This window comes from Calditrichota bacterium, from assembly GCA_016867835.1.
Lineage (GTDB): Bacteria > Electryoneota > AABM5-125-24 > Hatepunaeales > Hatepunaeaceae > VGIQ01.
Genome location: VGIQ01000056.1, coordinates 1 through 16,990 on the forward strand (window position 1 = coordinate 1; position 16,990 = coordinate 16,990).

At 57.6% G+C, this 16,990-nt stretch carries 12 protein-coding genes; 7 read left to right on the top strand and 5 right to left on the bottom strand.

Annotation, left to right across the window (positions count from 1 at the left end; genetic code table 11):
• The 5 genes from FJY67_07115 to FJY67_07135 form a co-directional block, all read right to left on the bottom strand.
• Positions 1-1,725, bottom strand: a 1,725-nt coding sequence (locus FJY67_07115; GenBank protein MBM3329224.1) for a hypothetical protein, incomplete at its 3' end; no start/stop codon positions are given.
• A 475-nt stretch (positions 1,726-2,200) separates the two neighbouring features.
• On the bottom strand, positions 2,201-2,563 hold the full coding sequence (locus FJY67_07120) for a hypothetical protein (GenBank protein MBM3329225.1): 363 nt from the start codon (positions 2,561-2,563) through the stop codon (positions 2,201-2,203).
• A 278-nt stretch (positions 2,564-2,841) separates the two neighbouring features.
• Positions 2,842-4,239 (bottom strand): bifunctional UDP-3-O-[3-hydroxymyristoyl] N-acetylglucosamine deacetylase/3-hydroxyacyl-ACP dehydratase, encoded by a 1,398-nt coding sequence (locus FJY67_07125; protein MBM3329226.1) that lies wholly within the window; start codon positions 4,237-4,239, stop codon positions 2,842-2,844.
• A gap of 11 nt (positions 4,240-4,250) precedes the next feature.
• Positions 4,251-4,811, bottom strand: a complete 561-nt coding sequence (locus FJY67_07130; GenBank protein MBM3329227.1) for a hypothetical protein — start codon at positions 4,809-4,811, stop codon at positions 4,251-4,253.
• A gap of 107 nt (positions 4,812-4,918) precedes the next feature.
• Positions 4,919-5,440, bottom strand: coding sequence for a type 1 glutamine amidotransferase (locus FJY67_07135; protein MBM3329228.1), 522 nt, complete (start codon positions 5,438-5,440; stop codon positions 4,919-4,921).
• Positions 5,441-5,870: 430 nt separating this feature from the next.
• Between FJY67_07135 and ggt the strand changes: the two genes are divergently transcribed.
• The 7 genes from ggt to FJY67_07170 form a co-directional block, all read left to right on the top strand.
• A complete protein-coding gene (gene ggt, locus FJY67_07140) occupies positions 5,871-7,583 on the top strand; it encodes a gamma-glutamyltransferase (GenBank protein ID MBM3329229.1) in 1,713 nt (570 codons plus the stop codon).
• A 45-nt stretch (positions 7,584-7,628) separates the two neighbouring features.
• Positions 7,629-8,912 (top strand): TRAP transporter large permease subunit, encoded by a 1,284-nt coding sequence (locus FJY67_07145; GenBank protein MBM3329230.1) that lies wholly within the window; start codon positions 7,629-7,631, stop codon positions 8,910-8,912.
• Positions 8,913-8,983: 71 nt separating this feature from the next.
• Entirely contained in the window at positions 8,984-9,922 is a 939-nt protein-coding gene (locus tag FJY67_07150) for a hypothetical protein (GenBank protein MBM3329231.1), read from the top strand.
• A complete protein-coding gene (locus FJY67_07155) occupies positions 9,835-12,267 on the top strand; it encodes a polysaccharide biosynthesis tyrosine autokinase (GenBank protein MBM3329232.1) in 2,433 nt (810 codons plus the stop codon). The genes FJY67_07150 and FJY67_07155 overlap by 88 nt, the downstream gene beginning before the upstream one ends.
• A gap of 88 nt (positions 12,268-12,355) precedes the next feature.
• Complete coding sequence (locus tag FJY67_07160; GenBank protein ID MBM3329233.1) at positions 12,356-13,024, top strand: DUF4159 domain-containing protein; 669 nt, start codon at positions 12,356-12,358, stop codon at positions 13,022-13,024.
• Positions 13,025-13,068: 44 nt separating this feature from the next.
• Complete coding sequence (locus FJY67_07165; GenBank protein MBM3329234.1) at positions 13,069-16,413, top strand: hypothetical protein; 3,345 nt, start codon at positions 13,069-13,071, stop codon at positions 16,411-16,413.
• Between the two features lie 85 nt (positions 16,414-16,498).
• A partial coding sequence (locus tag FJY67_07170) for a response regulator (GenBank protein ID MBM3329235.1) occupies positions 16,499-16,990 on the top strand: 492 nt, incomplete at its 3' end.

Consider the following 16,990-nt stretch of genomic DNA (forward strand, 5'->3'; position numbering starts at 1 on the left):
AATCGAGATCATGAGGGGATCATCATTCCGGCGAAAGCCGGAATCCAACCCAAAATCATCCACACTCAGCATTCCCACATTCACCGCCCATCTTTGCACGTCCTCCTCCCACGCCTCCTCGCCGACCTGCTCCCGCGCATACCCACTTACTATGTATCTGCCCGTGTCTTGAAATGAAATGGACAAAGTGGACTCGATGGACATAGTGTCGGCTTCATTCAGCATCCACCAGAACTGAATCGAGTCGTTATTGGCATTGAAGGGGATCAGTTCGAAGGTCGTTTCCTGACGAGGCTCGAGGGAGATTTCAGCGAGATTCGGCTCGAAAGCCCGGATTACTCCGCGCACCTGAATTGCCCATTGGACGGAGTCGGCGGGCACGGGATCGACGTTCAGATCGAAGACCTTGGCCTTCAGGGCATACCCGCCGGTCCGGTCGAACGCGTAGGACCGGATTCCGATCCGGTCATCCCCTCCCACTTCCCCCCACCTCACCGCCGCGGAGTCGTAAATCATCCACTCATAACGAAGGTTCTCCAAGTCCCCGATGTAGGCAACTGAGTCGAGGGCGAAGTCGATTTCGCTGTTGCGCTGGAGGGTTAAGGAGAGGGTGTCGGGGGTGTGGGAGGCGATGAAAAGATCAGTTGTTTCGACGCGCCAGAGCACTGCCGTTGCAAACTCGTCGTTACGGATTTCGCACCGGACTCGATAGGTGCCTTGTTCGGGGAAGGTAATGGTGATGGCGGTGTCGCTACCCACTCGCTGGTCGTCCAAGCGCCAGGTGTAGAATATCTCGCGCCGCCATTGGTCGCGCGCTACCACCCGGAAGCGGATCGAATCTCCGGTCAGAACGAAGAGGACGGAGTCCTGCGGCTCGTGTTCGATAACGATGGGCGCGTCCTGCTCCGGCTCAATGCGGATGACGACGGCGGAAGTGTTTGTGTCTGGTGGATTTTCGGAGAATTGTGTCAGCGCTCCCGCGGCGATCAGGGCGCCTTCGTCGTTGACGATGATACTACGCAGAAAGTTGACATTCTGGGGTGTGAAATCGCGGTCGTTGAAGGCGATGACATTCTGCCAACGAACTTGGCCTTGAGCGGTGATGCGCGTCACAAATGGACGGTTATCTGATCCTTGAGTTGCGCATATAGCATAGCCCCCATCTGGCATTCGGGTATGATTGAAGGCATATAACATGCCTGCCATAAAACCGTTACGAGGCTGGGGGAGTTCATAATCGCGATCCCATTCCACACCGCCTTCGGCGGAAATCTTAGCAACTGCGAGCGCTCTGGCTGTAGGACCAAGGTTTATCTTTCCTGAAAGAAGGAAACCTCCTTCTTCGGAAGAGGTTATGCCATAGCATAGCGAAGTGCGACCATTAATTCCATGCAGCGTATTCCAAACCACATTGCCTTCAAAATCGACCCTGACCGCCCACATTGCCAATGCCAAACCGATTTCCTGTGCCTGTCTGTAGCCTGCAGCAACAAGCCCGCCATCAGTCTCCCGTATCCCGAGGAAATGACCAATATGATTTGCATCGTAAGTTGCATGCCAAACTTCTTCGCCATCCTCATCGATTATATAGATTATGCCGGCACTATCACGTGATTGTCCACACATTGCAAATCGGCCGTCTTTCAATTCGATTATTGCGTATCCATATTCACCGCTCTCGTAGATGCGATCCCAAATTAATTCTCCTTCGATACTGATACGCAATACTCGGAGTCGTTCATTATCATCAGAGCCTCGAAAACCAACCGCCACAAGATCCCCGTTATCGGCTTGTATCATATATTGAAACCAATCCTGCAAATCTGGAACACCGAAATCACGCATCCATATTATATTAAGTTCACTATCGCACTTAATGACCCAGGAGTCTTGCCAGTCAACTCCGCGAACAAATACATGTCCAGGACCACTACTTCTGCCTCCGCACATTGAATAGCCACCGTCATCCGTCTGAATGACGCGGGTGAAGGCTTCCTTTATTCCGGTGTCAAATATTACGGTGAGCTCAAGTCCGGGCTGACAATACGTATCGACGGCGTTCGCAACAATAAGGAATGCCGACAAGAAAATGCCATTTGATGCGACGGACTTCACTTCTTGCCCTTGGAGTTAAAGAACGCGCAGAGCGTACTAGGTGATGGCGCACATCGTGCGCCATCACCTAATGCAGCGGCACTCATTACTCAATCACCCATTCGAGTTCGAGCGTCGGATACTCGACCACTGCTGGCGATTGGGGAGGTTCTACAGGCGTCTCTTGCGAATCGAGGATCACCTTCCAGATGGTTGCGGTGGAATGTGGAGTCTCCTCGAAGGTTGCTCGTCCATCGGGATCCGTGAGGATGGGATCGGAGTAGGTCCAATCATTGGCGCCGGGACCGGTCTTGATGACGAAGACAATCTCGACATTCGGTTGAGGGTCGTTTCCATCTGTGACGATGACAACATGTTCTTCCGCCCACGCCTCTCCCGGCGCTGCGATGAGGCTGAAGACCGCCAGCAGCACTACAGCGGCGATCGCGAAGATCGAACGGTGGGACATTGCGTCCTCCTTACTTTGGGTTGACGTTTAGCCCGAGCCGTAGCCCGAGCCGTAGCCCGACGCAAGTTATTAGCATATTACAACATGGATATCCGTCTGTCAAGGGTCTTTGCGAGCCCGCCCAAAATTACCTGCCCGCAAATACGAGCCATTCCGCCACCCTGCAAACGGGCACGAAGCGCCTACGGCGGTTTCGGCCCCTACGCGGACGACAGATGAATCAGAGCCGCCTCTTGGCGCCATCACTTTTGCACACCACTCCCTACTACCGCCATACCTCATCTATCGACCACTACCGCCTGCATTTCGGCCTCGGCGGCCAGTTGACCATCGACGTAGGCTTCGCCCTTCATGCGGCAGATATTGCGCTTGAAGAACAGCATTTCGACCTTTAATATCACTTGATCTCCCGGCACGACGGGCTTTCTGAATTTCACCCCATCCAGGCCGGTGAAATAGACCAGTTTCTCGTCTGGTTTGGCAGCCGTATTGAGAAGCAATACCCCTCCTGCCTGACCCAATGCTTCGACGACCAGCACCCCCGGCATAATGGGCCGCTCCGGGAAGTGGCCTTGAAAGAACTGCTCGTTGATGGTGACGTTCTTGATTGCCGTAACCCGTTCGCCCGGCGTAAGTTCGACGATTCGGTCCACCAACAGAAAGGGGAACCGGTGCGGCAGGATACGCTGAATAGCGGTAACGTCGAAGACCCACTTCTCGGCCCCCTTGCCGGACGAATACTTGCGCCGCAAGGCTTGCTTGTCGGCCTCCTTGCGCAGCAGTTTCACCAGTTCGACATGCGCTCCGTGCCCGGCTCGAGCGCAGAGAACATGCGCCTGCAGCGGCATCCCCAGGAGCGCAAGATCGCCGATCAGGTCGAGCACTTTGTGCCGGACCGGCTCGTTCGGGAAGCGAATGTTTTTCTCGCCGACTATTCCCTTGGGCGAAATTTTCACATCCGGAGCGATGCCGAGCAGCCGCTTCAGGTCTTCGAGTTCGACGCGTTCCAAATCGACATCGACTATGCAAAGCGCGTTCTCGACCGATCCACCCCGGATCAGTCCGGCGTCATAGAGCATCTTTATCTCGGAGAGAAATGCAAACGTCCGTGCCGAGGAAAACTCCGAGATGTATTCCGACTCAAGATCGTAGAGCGAGGTATATTGCGTTCCGAGTGCCGGATTCTGATAATCGATCATATAGGTTACGCGAAACCGGTCGGACGGGACGACGACGATGTCGATAGCCCGGGCTGCGTCGCGATAAGCGATCACATCGTCGAGCACCAGTATGCGTCGCGCTTCTCCCTGTTCTTCGACGCCGCACTTTTCGAGCACTTCGACGAACGGCAGCGATGAACCGTCGATTACCGGAGGCTCGTCGGCGGTCAGTTCGACACGAACGTTGTCGATGCCGAGACCCGCCAGAGCCGAGAGCACGTGTTCGACAGTGTGCACCTGAACGCCGTTCAGCCCTATCGTCGTCCCGCGCATCACATCTGTTACGTTCTCGAGGAGTGCGGGAATTTCCGGCGCATGCTCGATGTCAGTCCGGACGAATTTGAATCCGTAGTCTGCCGGCGCAGGCACAAAGGTGAGCCGGCAGGTGTTTCCAGTATGCAGTCCGACACCGGCGATAGTGCCGGAAGTCCTGATGGTGCGTTGATTGGAGCGCATTTATAAGGGGTTTAGAAGTAGATGATTCCAGAATGAAGATGACCGGACTTGCCTGATGATACGTCCCGCACTGCCCGCCATAGTGCGAGCCACGGCATTCCGGCCAGTGTCGTAAAAACGATCCAAAGCATCCGTAACGGACACGCCGATAACTGCCATGCGGCGCGGTAGCGGGTCGTCTCAGCAACGAAGTCGGCGCCAATCGAGACATTGCGTCGAGGCGGCTGGTGCAGCATACGGAGCGGCTGCAAGGCGCCGTAGATGACCGCGGTCCAGAACGGATCCGGCGTCGCAAGCGTAATTTGCCCGTCCACCCGATCGATTCGTCCAGCGCGTAGAAGGCGGCAAGTCATCCGAGTTATACGCTTGACGACCCGCTTGACCAGCATCCGATGACGTCGCATCAGACTCCACGACCCTCTCCGACCGGCCATAGGCTTCTCCGCTGGTCGCTCACGCTTCGGCTCGGATTCCAGACGGGATAATCTCGGATGAATGGTCATGAAGAGCACCCGAATCGCCAGTCGCTTCCCGGCAATATCCCACCCGATGCTCAGGAGCAGATGACTCAAATGCACATAGCCCGCTCCGTCTTCGACCCATCCGCCGAATTTAAGGCGGGGCAGGAGAATGACCAGGAGAAGCCCGGTAAGAATGGCAAGGAAAGTTAGCAGCAGGTTCAGCGTTTTAGATGGGAGATAACGGCGCGCATGAAGGCGGGAAGGTCGTCCGGTTTGCGGGAGGTGATCAGGTTGCCGTCAACGACGACCTCGGCGTCGCTCCAGTCGGCTCCAGCGTGAATCAAGTCGTCCTTGATTGCGGCATAGGAGGTAACCATTCGCCCCCGCACCACGTCCGCCGATGCCAGCACCCAGCCGCCGTGGCAGATGCAGCCGACGGTCCTTCCGGCTGACATCATCCCGCGCACCAGTTGGAGCACCGGCTCCGACATTCGCAACTTGTCCGGCGCCCAGCCGCCCGGAATGATAAGTCCGTCGTAATCCTCGGCGATCACTACTCCGGCATCGAGATCGACGTCGATCGGGTAGCCATACTTGCCAAGGTAGCGTTTAGCCGAGCCGGTGCCAACTACCAGGACCGTGTCGCCTTCCTCGATCAGTCGAAGACGGGGATAATGCACTTCGAGGTCTTGATAATCGGCTTCGACCAGCAGGGCGATTCGTTTGCCAGTCATTGTAATATAATGTTAATGATAATGTTAATGAAACTACACGGTTAGACTGTAATGCCCGTTGCAAGACAAGATAACAGTGACCTTTTGACTACTTGATCAGAAGCAGCCTTAAAACGACAGGCACGAGCAACATCGCAGCGGTCATTCTGACGCCGCGATCGGTCTCCTGGAAGAGCATGACCGCAAGCCCGGCCGCCATCAGGAGCACGATCCCCCAATGCAGCCAGAAGACGATTTGGTGGATGATGATGTTCAAGTTGCGTGTCGAATCCGCATTGACCTATGGAACTAATTAAAATAGGTTGGCAGGAAGCCCAAGCGCAAGTTGCCGGGTTCTTCGCCTAATCTATATCCCCAAGTAGAAAAGCATCGCTACGCTAATTGTGCCAGCCAGGGAACTTGAGTATTGGATGCAGAGTCCCTATATTAAGACGCTATGCGCTCGATAGAATTCACCGATCAGTCGGCCTTGCGCCTCCGTGAGAGCACCTGGCTGTCGATACTATCGGGGTTGATACTCCTTGCCGGCTGTGCTCCGAAGTGGAAGGTATCGCCGCCGGTGGTGGCACCTCCGGCTGTTGAGTCATCGGAAGGAATGGTCGTCGCAGCGCATCCGCTGGCGGCCGAAGCCGGGGTTGAAATCATCCGCCAAGGCGGCAACGCCGTCGATGCGGCCCTGGCTGCGCTTTTTATGCTGAATGTCGTTGAGCCTCACGCTTCGGGCCTCGGCGGAGGCGGCTTTGGTCTGGTTCGCATGTCGGATGGAGAAGCCCGGATTGTCGTCTATCGCGAACGGGCTCCCCGGCAGGCCGATCCTGCGATCTACTACGACCCTGCCGATAGCCTGCACCGGTTACGCGGCGGCGGAGCGTCGGTGGCGGTTCCCGGTGCGCCGGCCGGTTGGGCTGAACTGCACAGCCGATGGGCTACGATGCCGCTCGAGAAACTGGCGGATCAGTCGGTCCGGACGGCTCGCGACGGATTCCCGGTCGATCCGACACTGGCGCAATTGACCAAGGACTATTTCACCCTTTTGTCGAGCGATTCGCTCCTAAGAGAGGTATTCCTCAAGGACGGTCTCCCCATGGAGCCGGGCGATACACTTCGTCAGCCGGCTCTGGCTGCGACTTTGGAATCACTAACTCGCAAAGGACTCGGATCGTTCTACCGCGGTCCGATAGCCGAAGCCGTCGTATCGGCAGTGCAGCAAAAGGGCGGCTTTCTAACAGCCGAAGATCTTGAGTATTACCGTTGCGACGTGGTGGATCCGCTAATAGGGAAGTTCCGCGACGTAGAACTATTGACCGCACCGCCTCCTGCCAGCGGCGGTGCAGCGCTCCTCGAAGGCCTTGCCCTGATCGAAGCGACCGACGCTACCCGGGACGGCTTCGATGCCCCTTGGACGACCCATCAGATGGCTCAGGCGTTGCAGCAAACCAACGCCGACGCGGCATTTTGGGGCGACGACTTCCCCGGTACTATGACCGGCGCGAAACTTCTCGATCCGGAACGGATCCGCAAGGCTACTGCAGGAATTGAGCCTAAGTCCACACCCGGCGCCCGGACCGCCATCCCGATCGACCTGTCAACGCCGGGCAACACGACGCATTTGGTCGTCGTAGACCGTCATGGCAATGTTGTGTCGTTGACGCAGTCGATCAATTACTTCTTTGGCGCTGGCGTAATGGCGGGCGAGACCGGGCTCCTGTTGAACAATCAGATGGCCGATTTCAGTGCCCCGCCCGACTCGAACAACCTGGTCGCACCTCGTCGCCGGCCCCGGTCGAATATGGCGCCGCTCATCGCGCTGCGCAATGGTCGGCCGATCCTGGCGCTTGGCACGCCGGGCGGAGCCCGCATTGTCCCGACGATGATGCAGTTGACGGTCAACCTCTTCGACTTTGAGATGGGGATTTCGCAGGCGATAGACGCGCCGCGCTTCAACGCCGTTCACCATCAAATCGTCCTGGAAAATCGCCGCGATCCGCGTCGTCTTACAGCGTTAAAGCGGCTCGGCTATCAGGTTCAAACCGCTCCGCCCTTTCACCTCTATTTCGGCGGTGCGCACGGCATTTGGATCGATCCAGTTAGTGGCATGCTATTCGGGGCAGCGGATCGTCGTCGGGGCGGCGCGGCGCGTGGACTTTGACGACCTTCGAGTGAGAGTAGGTAAAACCGTCCCGCAGGCCGGCGCGTGAATCATCCGGGCGGCCTCGCACTTTTCGCGATCATGTTGGGGGTCTTCTTCGCCGGTCTCTTCTGGCGACGTTTGCCCATCGGAGTTGCGCTTCTTGTCGCTGCCGCTGTCGGGCTTCCCGTTTCGGGGATGGGGATCCCGCTTCGGCACCTTGTCGAAGGTGCGTTTACCTACTTCGATCCGATGATGATCATCTTCAGTGCAATGTTCTTTATGAAGGTGATCGAGGCGGACGGTTCGCTACGGCGGTTGGCAGTCTGGTTTCTCAGCACCTTTGGGCGCAGTCCGGCGCTTTTGGTGGTAGTGATGACGCTCTTTATAATGTTCCCGGCGATGCTGACCGGCATCTCGACGACGTCGGTGCTCACCACCGGTGCACTGATGGCACCGCCCTTGATCGCCTCGGGCTTATCGCGGACCAAGACCGCGGCGCTGATTGGATTCGTCAGCGTTATGGGCATGCTGGCTCCGCCGATCAACCTCCTGGCGATGGTGATCGGTCAGGGCGTCGATATGCCCTACATAGGGTTTGCATGGCCGTTGCTGACTATTTCGCTGCCACCGGCGCTTGCCGGGACGATCCTAATGGGTTATAAAGCCTTGAAAAAGGCGGACATCGCCTCCGCGGTGAATGCTCTTCCCGGGGATAGCAAGAGGAAGACCCGGCTCCCGTTTCTGCCGTTGGGGCTGGTGCTCGGCCTTATGATAGCCATACGGTTGATGCCGGGGCAAATCCCCGATGTTGGCATTCCGACTATCTTTATGGCTGGCATTATCGCAGCCCTGATGTTGAACGGATTCGCGGGCGTCGGCCGATCCCTCTATGACTCACTGCGAATGAGTCTGCCGGTACTCGGACTCCTTGCCGGTGTCGGTGCCTTCCTGCAGGTGATGACTCTGACCGGTGCTCGCGGCGAATTGGTAGTCGCCGTGCTGGGGCTGCCGGCAGGTCTTAAGTATGCAGGGTTGGCGGTTGCGCTGCCCTTCTTCGGAGGGATATCGGCCTTTGCCTCTTCGATGGTCTTCGGGGTGCCGTTTCTGCTCTCGTTTCTGGGCAGCGGCAGTGAGATCGTCATTTGTGCCGGCCTGACGGTCCTTGCCGGACTGGGCGACCTTTTGCCCCCCGGCGCAATCAACGCTCGTTTTGCGGTCCAGGTCGCCGGTGCCGACCGGCTAACCGACGTCATTCGGACACTTGCACCTTATCTTCTAACCACGGCCTTGCTTGCACTGGCTGCGATTCACTGGTCCGGGCACCTGAACTGGCTGGTGAGCAGATAGTGTTGTCGAGCGTCTGTTAGAGGGTGCGCTCCGTCACAATCAACTTCAATGATAGGTCTATCTTGGGAGGCATGCCAAGCCGTCACATAGATCGTGCTTTCCGGAACCGGACGCGGGTCATCGGGATCATTCTGCTGGCGCTGCTAACAATTGTTCCGCTCTTTGCGGCTACGCCGAAGGTTACTCCGGGCCAGATGATGAAGATCACAGTCGCGGATCACCCGGAGTTCTCGCAATCGGTTCTGGTGCGACAGGACGGAACGACCGAGTATCCACTGCTCGCCGGAGTACCGCTGGGAGGACTAACCGTCTCCGAAGTGCGTGCCCTGTTGCTTCCGATACTGCTCCGGTACGAGCGCGAACCCGAAGTCTTCATAGTGCTGTCGGAACAGAAGTTAGTGCGCTTTCAGGTCTATGGCGCGGTGCATTCGCCCGGCAAGTATGAGTCCGAGGCGCCGCTAAACCTTCAGCAAGCCTTGCGTATGGCGGGCGGACCTCTGCCGGAGTCCGAAGGCGGCGAGGTGCGCATACTTCGCATCATCGACGACCAGAGGATCGACATTCCTGTCGATCTGAGCCACTATTTTGAACACGATTCGCTGCGTCTGGCACCGGAAATCATCGACGGCGACATCATCGTCCAACCCAATTTATCGGATGCCACCAAAGTTCGGGTGCTGGGTATGGTGCAGTCGCCGCTTGCCTATGCGCCGCGTCACGGAGAAAACGTGCTTGACGCTATCAATCGATCCGGCGGCTTCGCTGCCAACTCGGATCGCAGTCGGGTGAAACATATATCCCGGGTGAAGGGTCAGAGAATCGAACAGACCATCGACATCCAGGACTACATCAACGATGGTCGTATCGACGCCATACCGTTGGTCTTACCGGGCGACACTATCGTGGTTCCTGAAGAAGCGGAATGGAGAAGCACCCGATTTTGGATTCTTTTAGTTCGGGACTTGACGCTCCTTCTCAGTTCCGCGGTTATTCTGTCACGTCTTTATTAGGAACTGAACATATGCCCAATGAGACCATAGAATCGTCTTATTACGACGAAGCAACCTACCCTGAATCGCGCCCCCGCGACCCCTCCTCAGGGCCGCTCCTGAATCTCGCTCTCGCCGGCCTGAAGCGACCCTGGCTGGTCGTCATTTCGACCTTTATGCTGTTCGTCCCGGTGCTGTTCTATCTCTTCAGTCAGGTTCCGGTCTATCGCTCCTCGTCCATCGTCTCAACCTCGGTCAGCTCCCCGCGATCGCTTATTATGCAGGACTTGCCGATCGGCTCCAGCGGCGCGGAGGAGGAGTATTACACTTCAATACTACAGAGTACCACTTTCAAGCGAAGCGTCGCCCAGAAAATCGCCAATTTGAATCCCTGGCTCGATCGCGATTCGCTCTCCAGCGTAATCTCCTCCGGCGCCATATCCTTTGAGCGAAAGACACGATCGGCGCAAGGCTTCCTTAACATCAGCGCAACTTCGCAAACCCCCGAATTTGCGGAGTTGATTTGCTCCCAGGCGCTCGCCAGTTTTCAAGAAATTAGCACCGAACTCAGGCGCAGCGATCAAGCCTCGGTCGTGAAGTTCATCGAAAGTCAGTTGGTGCAATTGGGCGATCAGTTGGGGGCTACCGAGAACGAAATACAGAACTTTCTGCGCGATCGCGGGTTGAATCTGAGTGATGTAGCAGCCGGTATCGACGGTGAACTTCGCACTCTGGAAAAGTCCCTGGCGGACGCCGAAGCGTCGCTCGAACTTGCCCGGATGCAGATCGAGTCCTACTCGAGTCAGCTCTCCGTTCGCCTCGATGATTACCTGAAAGGAAGCGAAGTCGGACAATCAGAAGTTCAGGTCGAAGCGCTACGTCAGCGTTTTCGTGACCTGGAGCGTGCGCTGAGTCAGGCTATCGATGTGCGAGACTCCACAGAAGTTCAGCAACTTCAGGAAGAGCGTCGTCAGATACTCGCGGAAATGACCGGGACGCTGACCCGGGTTCAGGGTGCGGAAGTTGTGGAGCGAACCAAGCAGGTTTCACTATCCGCCCTCGAAGCATCTCTCGATAAATGGCTTCTTGACTACGAGACGGCGCAGACCAGGCGCGACTACTTTGACCAGGCGATAATGAGATTTCTTCAGGCGCATCCTAATATGTCGGGAGATATTCTCGAATATCTCAATATGACGCGGTCCAAGAATGTGATGCAGAAAACTATTGACATTCTCGTCGAGCAGCGTGAGCAGTTGCGCATTAAGATGGCTTCGGAGAGCGGAGGCGTAAAGATAATTGACCCGCCGGTGCGTCCTACGTCGCCGGTGAACCAAAAGCGTGGGATGAAACTTCTGGCTTCATTCTTCTTTGCCCTGTTTATTGGTGTAATGTTGTCGTATGCCGTCGATCTGTTCGACAATACGATCCAGGGCGAGAAGGATATGCAGAATCGTTTTGGGCTGCCGGTCTATGGGTCGGTGCCGGTGCTATCGGCGGGATCGGCGTTTTCGCGGCGGAAACGCTCGCCGCGTTCGCGGGACGAAAATCCCAATCTGAACGGGCAGCACAAAATCACCCACCTCGATTTTTACTCCGAGTCTTCCCCGGTTGCCGAAGCATATCGCTCGATCAAGACCGCGATACTCTTTTCCGCCCGGGATCGCAGTCGCAAGACGTTCATTATTTCGAGCCCGGTTTCAGGTGATGGCAAGTCGCTGACTTCTTACAATCTTGCCGTTTCCTTCGCCCAGGGCGGGACCAGAACGCTGCTCGTCGATGCCGACCTAAGACGCGCCAGCCAGCACAAATTGCTGGGTGTCGAGCGCGGACCCGGACTAGCTGACCTGCTACTGGGAACCAGTTCCATGGATGCCATCGTTCGCCAGCATCCAAACCTGAACAGCCTAAGCATTATCACCGCCGGTCAAAAGGTCGGCAATCCGGCTGAATTACTCTCTTCGAATACCATGAAGAGCGTTATGAGCGAATTTGAGAGCCGGTTCGACCTCATCTTGATCGATACGCCGCCGATCACCCCCTGTATGGACTCGCGGCATCTGGCGTTGATGGTCGGCGGGATGATTCTCGTCGTCCGGGCCGAATCAACCAAACTTAACGTCATCGAGCACAGCCTTTCCCTCTGCAAGAGAATCGATGCCGAAATCATCGGCGTCATCGTCAATCATGCCACCTTTCGCTATGGCTATGGATATTATTATATCTATCAACGCCATAACCCCTACGGCTACTATTATAGCGGGTATCAATACTACTATTCACAGGACAGTGAGACCGGCGAAAAAGTGCGTAAAAAGAAGCGCACCCGCACCCGCAAAGGCGCCTCGTATGAGGTCTCGGATTGACATCCCGGGAACGGGATTGACTTTCGGCGCGCCGGGGAGACTCAACCCCCCGGCGCGCCGCATTGCTCGTGCGGCGAAATTGGCCGGAATGGCCGTTGTTCTGCTCGCTTCGGTCGTTCCGGTTCTGACGTTCGCCGCCAATGGGATCGCCGGCGAAGACCTCTTTCAGATCGCCCGACTCAAGTATGATGGCGGTGGCGATTGGTATTCCAATCCCTCCTCGATCCCCAATCTGCACACCTTTCTGCGCGCCGAATGCGGCATCGACGCCGCGGTCGAGGAAGCCGTCGTCGAGCCATCCAGCCCCAAACTGAGCGCTTTACCTTTTGTTTATATGAACGGTCACGGAAACATCCGTTTTTCCGAACGCGATGTCGAATCCCTGCGGCATTATCTCGAGACCGGCGGATTCCTTCTGGCGGACGACAACTACGGAATGGATGCCTCCTTTCGTCGTGAAATGAAGCGCGTCCTGCCGGGCGTAGAACCGGTTGAACTGCCCTGGACGCATCCGATCTACCACAGCCACTTTAGTCTGCCCGAAGGTTTGCCCAAGATTCACGAACACGACGGTAAGCCCGCCCAAGGACTTGGCTACTCCCTCCACGGGCGGCTTGTCGCCTTCTATTCCTATCAGGCCGATCTCGGTGACGGCTGGGAAGACCCCGACGTGCACAACGATCCAGCGGAAAAACGTCTGGCCGCACTACGAATGGGTGCCAACATCGTCGTCTGGCGTCTGCGCGGAGGATTGTGAACAAGTTGTCGGATTTGTCCGCAGCAGAAGCCCGGCTGACGCGTTTGAGACGCATGCAATCGGGATTGGAGATGCGGTCGGCACTGATCCGGGGAGCCAGTGCTCTAATCCTTGCGGGGCTTGCCGGTGCGATTGCCGAAGCGGTCTTGCTGCTCCCGCCGCCGGGACGCTGGCTGTTGCTTGTTGCACTTGTTATCCTCCCGGTAGCGACCTTCTTTACCCGTTTCATCCCCGCTCAACGCAACCCTTATCTGCGGCCGGGGCGGCCTTCGGACCGCTTTTGGGCGCTTCGACTGGGGGAACGTTCCGGAATCGAGTATCGCGACCGACTGCTCAATTCCCTCGAGGTCAATCAGCCTCGCTCCGTCGGTCGCGATACCCAGTCGGACGACCTCGCCGACCATGCGCTTCACCTGGCCGTCGCCCGGATTCCGCCGCTTTCTGATCGTGAAGTTGTCGAAGCCGGGCCCTACCGACGTTCTTTGAGGACAGCCGCATTCAGCCTCCTGACCGGCGTTCTGGCATTTGCACTCCTGCCGGGGACGCTGCTGCCGGCGGCTTCGCGGCTGTTTCAACCGGCCCGAGAGTTCACGAAGCCCCCCGCCTTCGCGCTTGAGGTTGAGCCCCTCGATGCGGTCGCCTATCGCGGTGAGCCAGTTCGATTCGACGTGCGAGCCATCGGGGTATCTCCCCGTGAGGTTGCCTTTCGCTACCATTTGCCCGGCGGCGCTGTCCAGAATCTGGCCGTGCACCTTGATCCGGATACAATCCGTAGCGATCCCGAATCTTCGGTTCATCACGGTCAAGTCACTCTCGATGGATTTGCTTCGTCGGTCAACTACTGGGTAGAAGCCGGAGAGGTTGCGACTCCGTCGCAGCGACTTGAGGTGATCCAGCGGCCGCAGATCGTCAACCTGATGGCAAAGGTATCCCCCCCGGCTTATTCCCGGCTACCAAGTTCGACCGGTCGGGAGAACAACGGCGATATCGAAGCCTTGTCCGGCTCGAACCTCCGCCTTGAGATCGCAGCCAATAAGTCTCTCGCATCCGCCTGGATGATACTGCAGCGCACTGATCGCGAAGCTGGCAGTTTGGACAGTCTTCCCTTAAAGGTAAAAGGCTCGACCGCTCTACTCGAACTCCCGGTCCGTTCGGGCGGCACCTATCAAATCCGCCTGCGCGACAGCGATGGACACTACGATAAAGACCCGGTGGCTTATCACATCCGGCTGCTCGCCGACGAGCCGCCGGCGGCACGCATTGCCTTTCCCGATGCTGACATTGTCCTTGGCGACGACATGGTCCTTCCGCTGCGCATCGAAGCGGACGACGACTTTGGCATCTCCCGCATCGCGCTCGAATATCACCATGTCGGGGACTCCACAATTATCGGACGGGAGATACCCTTCCGCACAGTCGAAGACCGCTCGGCAGTCGCCGAATACAATTGGGAATTGGGAGCGCTCGGACTGGTGCCGGGTGACGTCATCGAATACCGCGCGATGGCTGCCGACAACGATAACATCAGCGGCCCCAAACGCGCCTGGTCCGAGTCGCGTCTGGTGCGGCTGCCGACCCTCGAGGAGATCATCGCCGGCGTCGATCAGTCCGAGCATCAAGCCTTCGAAGAGTCGCAGCGCACCATCGAAGCCGCCAGGGAACTTCGCGACGAGATGAACCGCATTGCCGAAGAACTAAAGCGCAACCCCGAAACCGACTGGCAGCGTCGTAAAGAAATGGAGGAGGCGCTCGGCCGTCAGCAGGAGTTGAACCAACGCCTCGACGAGGTGCGTAAGACGCTCGATAAAATGGTCGAGCAACTCGAAAAGCACGACCTCCTGACCGCCGAAACGCTGGAGAAGTATCAGCAACTTCAGGAGTTATTGCGCGAGGTCGCTACGCCCGAACTTAAAGCGGCGATGGAGCGTCTGCAAGCCTCGCTCGCATCCCAGGACCCCGATCAAATCCGGCAGGCCCTCGAGCAGTTCGATATGGACCGCGAACAATTTCTCCGCAATCTCGAGCGGAGTATGAACATCCTGAAGCAACTGCAACTTGAGCGTAAACTCGACGAACTTGCCCGTCGGGCTGGTGAATTGCGTCACGCCCAGGAGGAAGCCCTCGACCGGATGGATCGCAGCGAGACTTCCGACCTTGCCGTTGCGCAGGAAATGATGGCGCAGGCGATGTCGTCGCTCATTGAGGAGATCAAGCAGAGCGGCCAATTGGCAGATGAGTCGGGCGAAACGAAGACTGCACAAGATCTCGGAGAACTTGCGAGCAGAACCGAGACCAATGAAATGCCGGAACAGATGCGACAGACCGGGCGCGACGCGGCAGCGGGAGATCTCAAAAAGGCTGGCGAAAAAGGGCGGACGTCTGCGCGTCAACTGACCGAAATGGAGACCGATCTGGGGCGCATTGCGCGGGAATTGAAGGAGCGCCGCAAGCAGGACCTGGCACGAAAACTGCGCCGCCTGGTGGAGGAGTTGCTGATGGTGTCAGAAGGGCAGGAAGAGTTGATGGAGGAGAGCCGCCGCCTCGGCCACCAGTCGCCACGGCACCGTGAACTGACCGGCCGGCAGTCGGACCTTAGGTCGGCTCTCGCCCGCGTTACCGGGCGAACCTTCGACCTCTCGCGCGAGACGTTCTTCATCACCCCCGAATTAGGTGCCGCGCTCGGACGCAGCCTCGAAGAACTCGACCGAACGTTGGAGGCTTACACCGACCGCAATCCCCATCAGGCAACTGCGCCTCAGAAGAAAGCCGTTGGCGAAATCAACCGCAGCGCAAACGAACTCCTGGCGATCCTCTCGCAACTCCAAGGCTCGGAGTCGTCGAGCGGGTTCGAGGAGATGATGGAGCGCCTCTCACAAATGGCATCCCAGCAACAGGGACTGAACGAGCAGTCGATGCCGATGCCCGGCCCGGGCGGATCTTCGTCGATGCCATCGCCGGGCGACATGGCCCGGATGGCTGCGCAGCAGCGCGCACTTCAACAGGCGATGCAGGAAGCCGCCGGCGAAGCGAAAGGTATGAGCGACATCCTCGGCGATCTTGAAGGCATCGCCGGATCGATGGGTGAAGTGGCCGAAGACCTCGAGCAAGCCCGTCTCGACGAGCGCACCCAGCGCCTTCAGCGTCAAATCGTGAACAGGCTGCTCGATGCAACCCGTTCGGCGCGCGAGCAGGAATACTCAAAGAAGCGCGAGAGCAAGGTCGCGACCCGGATGGCGCGGCGTCCGCCAGCACCGCTCACACTGGATACCGATCGCGACCGTCTGCGACGAGACCTAATGCGCGCACTTCAAGAGGGCTATACGCACGACTATCGGCGGCTCATCCGCGAATACTTCAACCGCATCGAGTCCGTCGATACCGCTAAGTGATAGAGATTCCGGATGACGGGTTGAAACTTACCCCTGAGTTTCCAGTCAAACCAGGTCCCATAGTCAATCCTTCGGGAGGTTACCGATGACTGTCACGAATCCCGTTCCCTCACTATTGCTCGTCGATGATGACGCCGTCTTCCGCCGGCTCATGTCCGCGCTCTTCCAGCAGGACGGCTTTCAGGTAACCGCCTTTGAGAGCGCTGAGACGGCCTTCGACGCCCTCGAGCTCCGCACCTTCAAGGTCGCCATCGTCGATTACAAACTTCCGGATCTGAACGGCATCGACTTCTTCGAACGCACCCGCCGCTCGCACCCTGACATGGTGCGCATCCTGATCACCGCCCACACCACCGAAGAGGTGCTGCTCGATGCGATCAACCGGGGTGAAGTCTATCGCTACCTCAACAAGCCGGTTCATACCGGCCTTCTCCGCTCCACCGTCGAGCAGGCTCTGGTGCTGAACGAACTTACGACGTCGCGTAATATGATCCTTGCCAGCCTCGATGAACGCAATCGTGAACTCGAACAGAAGAACAGCGACCTGGCCCGCTTCAACCACCTCCTCGGCGAACTG

Bases quoted from the DNA above. Each gene is read 5' to 3' on its own strand.
- FJY67_07120 (MBM3329225.1), bottom strand. From the start codon at position 2,563: ATGTCCCACCGTTCGATCTTCGCGATCGCCGCTGTAGTGCTGCTGGCG.
- FJY67_07155 (MBM3329232.1), top strand. From the start codon at position 9,835: ATGGAGAAGCACCCGATTTTGGATTCTTTTAGTTCGGGACTTGACGCT.
- FJY67_07150 (MBM3329231.1), top strand. From the start codon at position 8,984: ATGCCAAGCCGTCACATAGATCGTGCTTTCCGGAACCGGACGCGGGTC.
- FJY67_07160 (MBM3329233.1), top strand. From the start codon at position 12,356: ATGGCCGTTGTTCTGCTCGCTTCGGTCGTTCCGGTTCTGACGTTCGCC.
- ggt (MBM3329229.1), top strand. From the start codon at position 5,871: ATGCGCTCGATAGAATTCACCGATCAGTCGGCCTTGCGCCTCCGTGAG.
- FJY67_07125 (MBM3329226.1), bottom strand. From the start codon at position 4,239: ATGCGCTCCAATCAACGCACCATCAGGACTTCCGGCACTATCGCCGGT.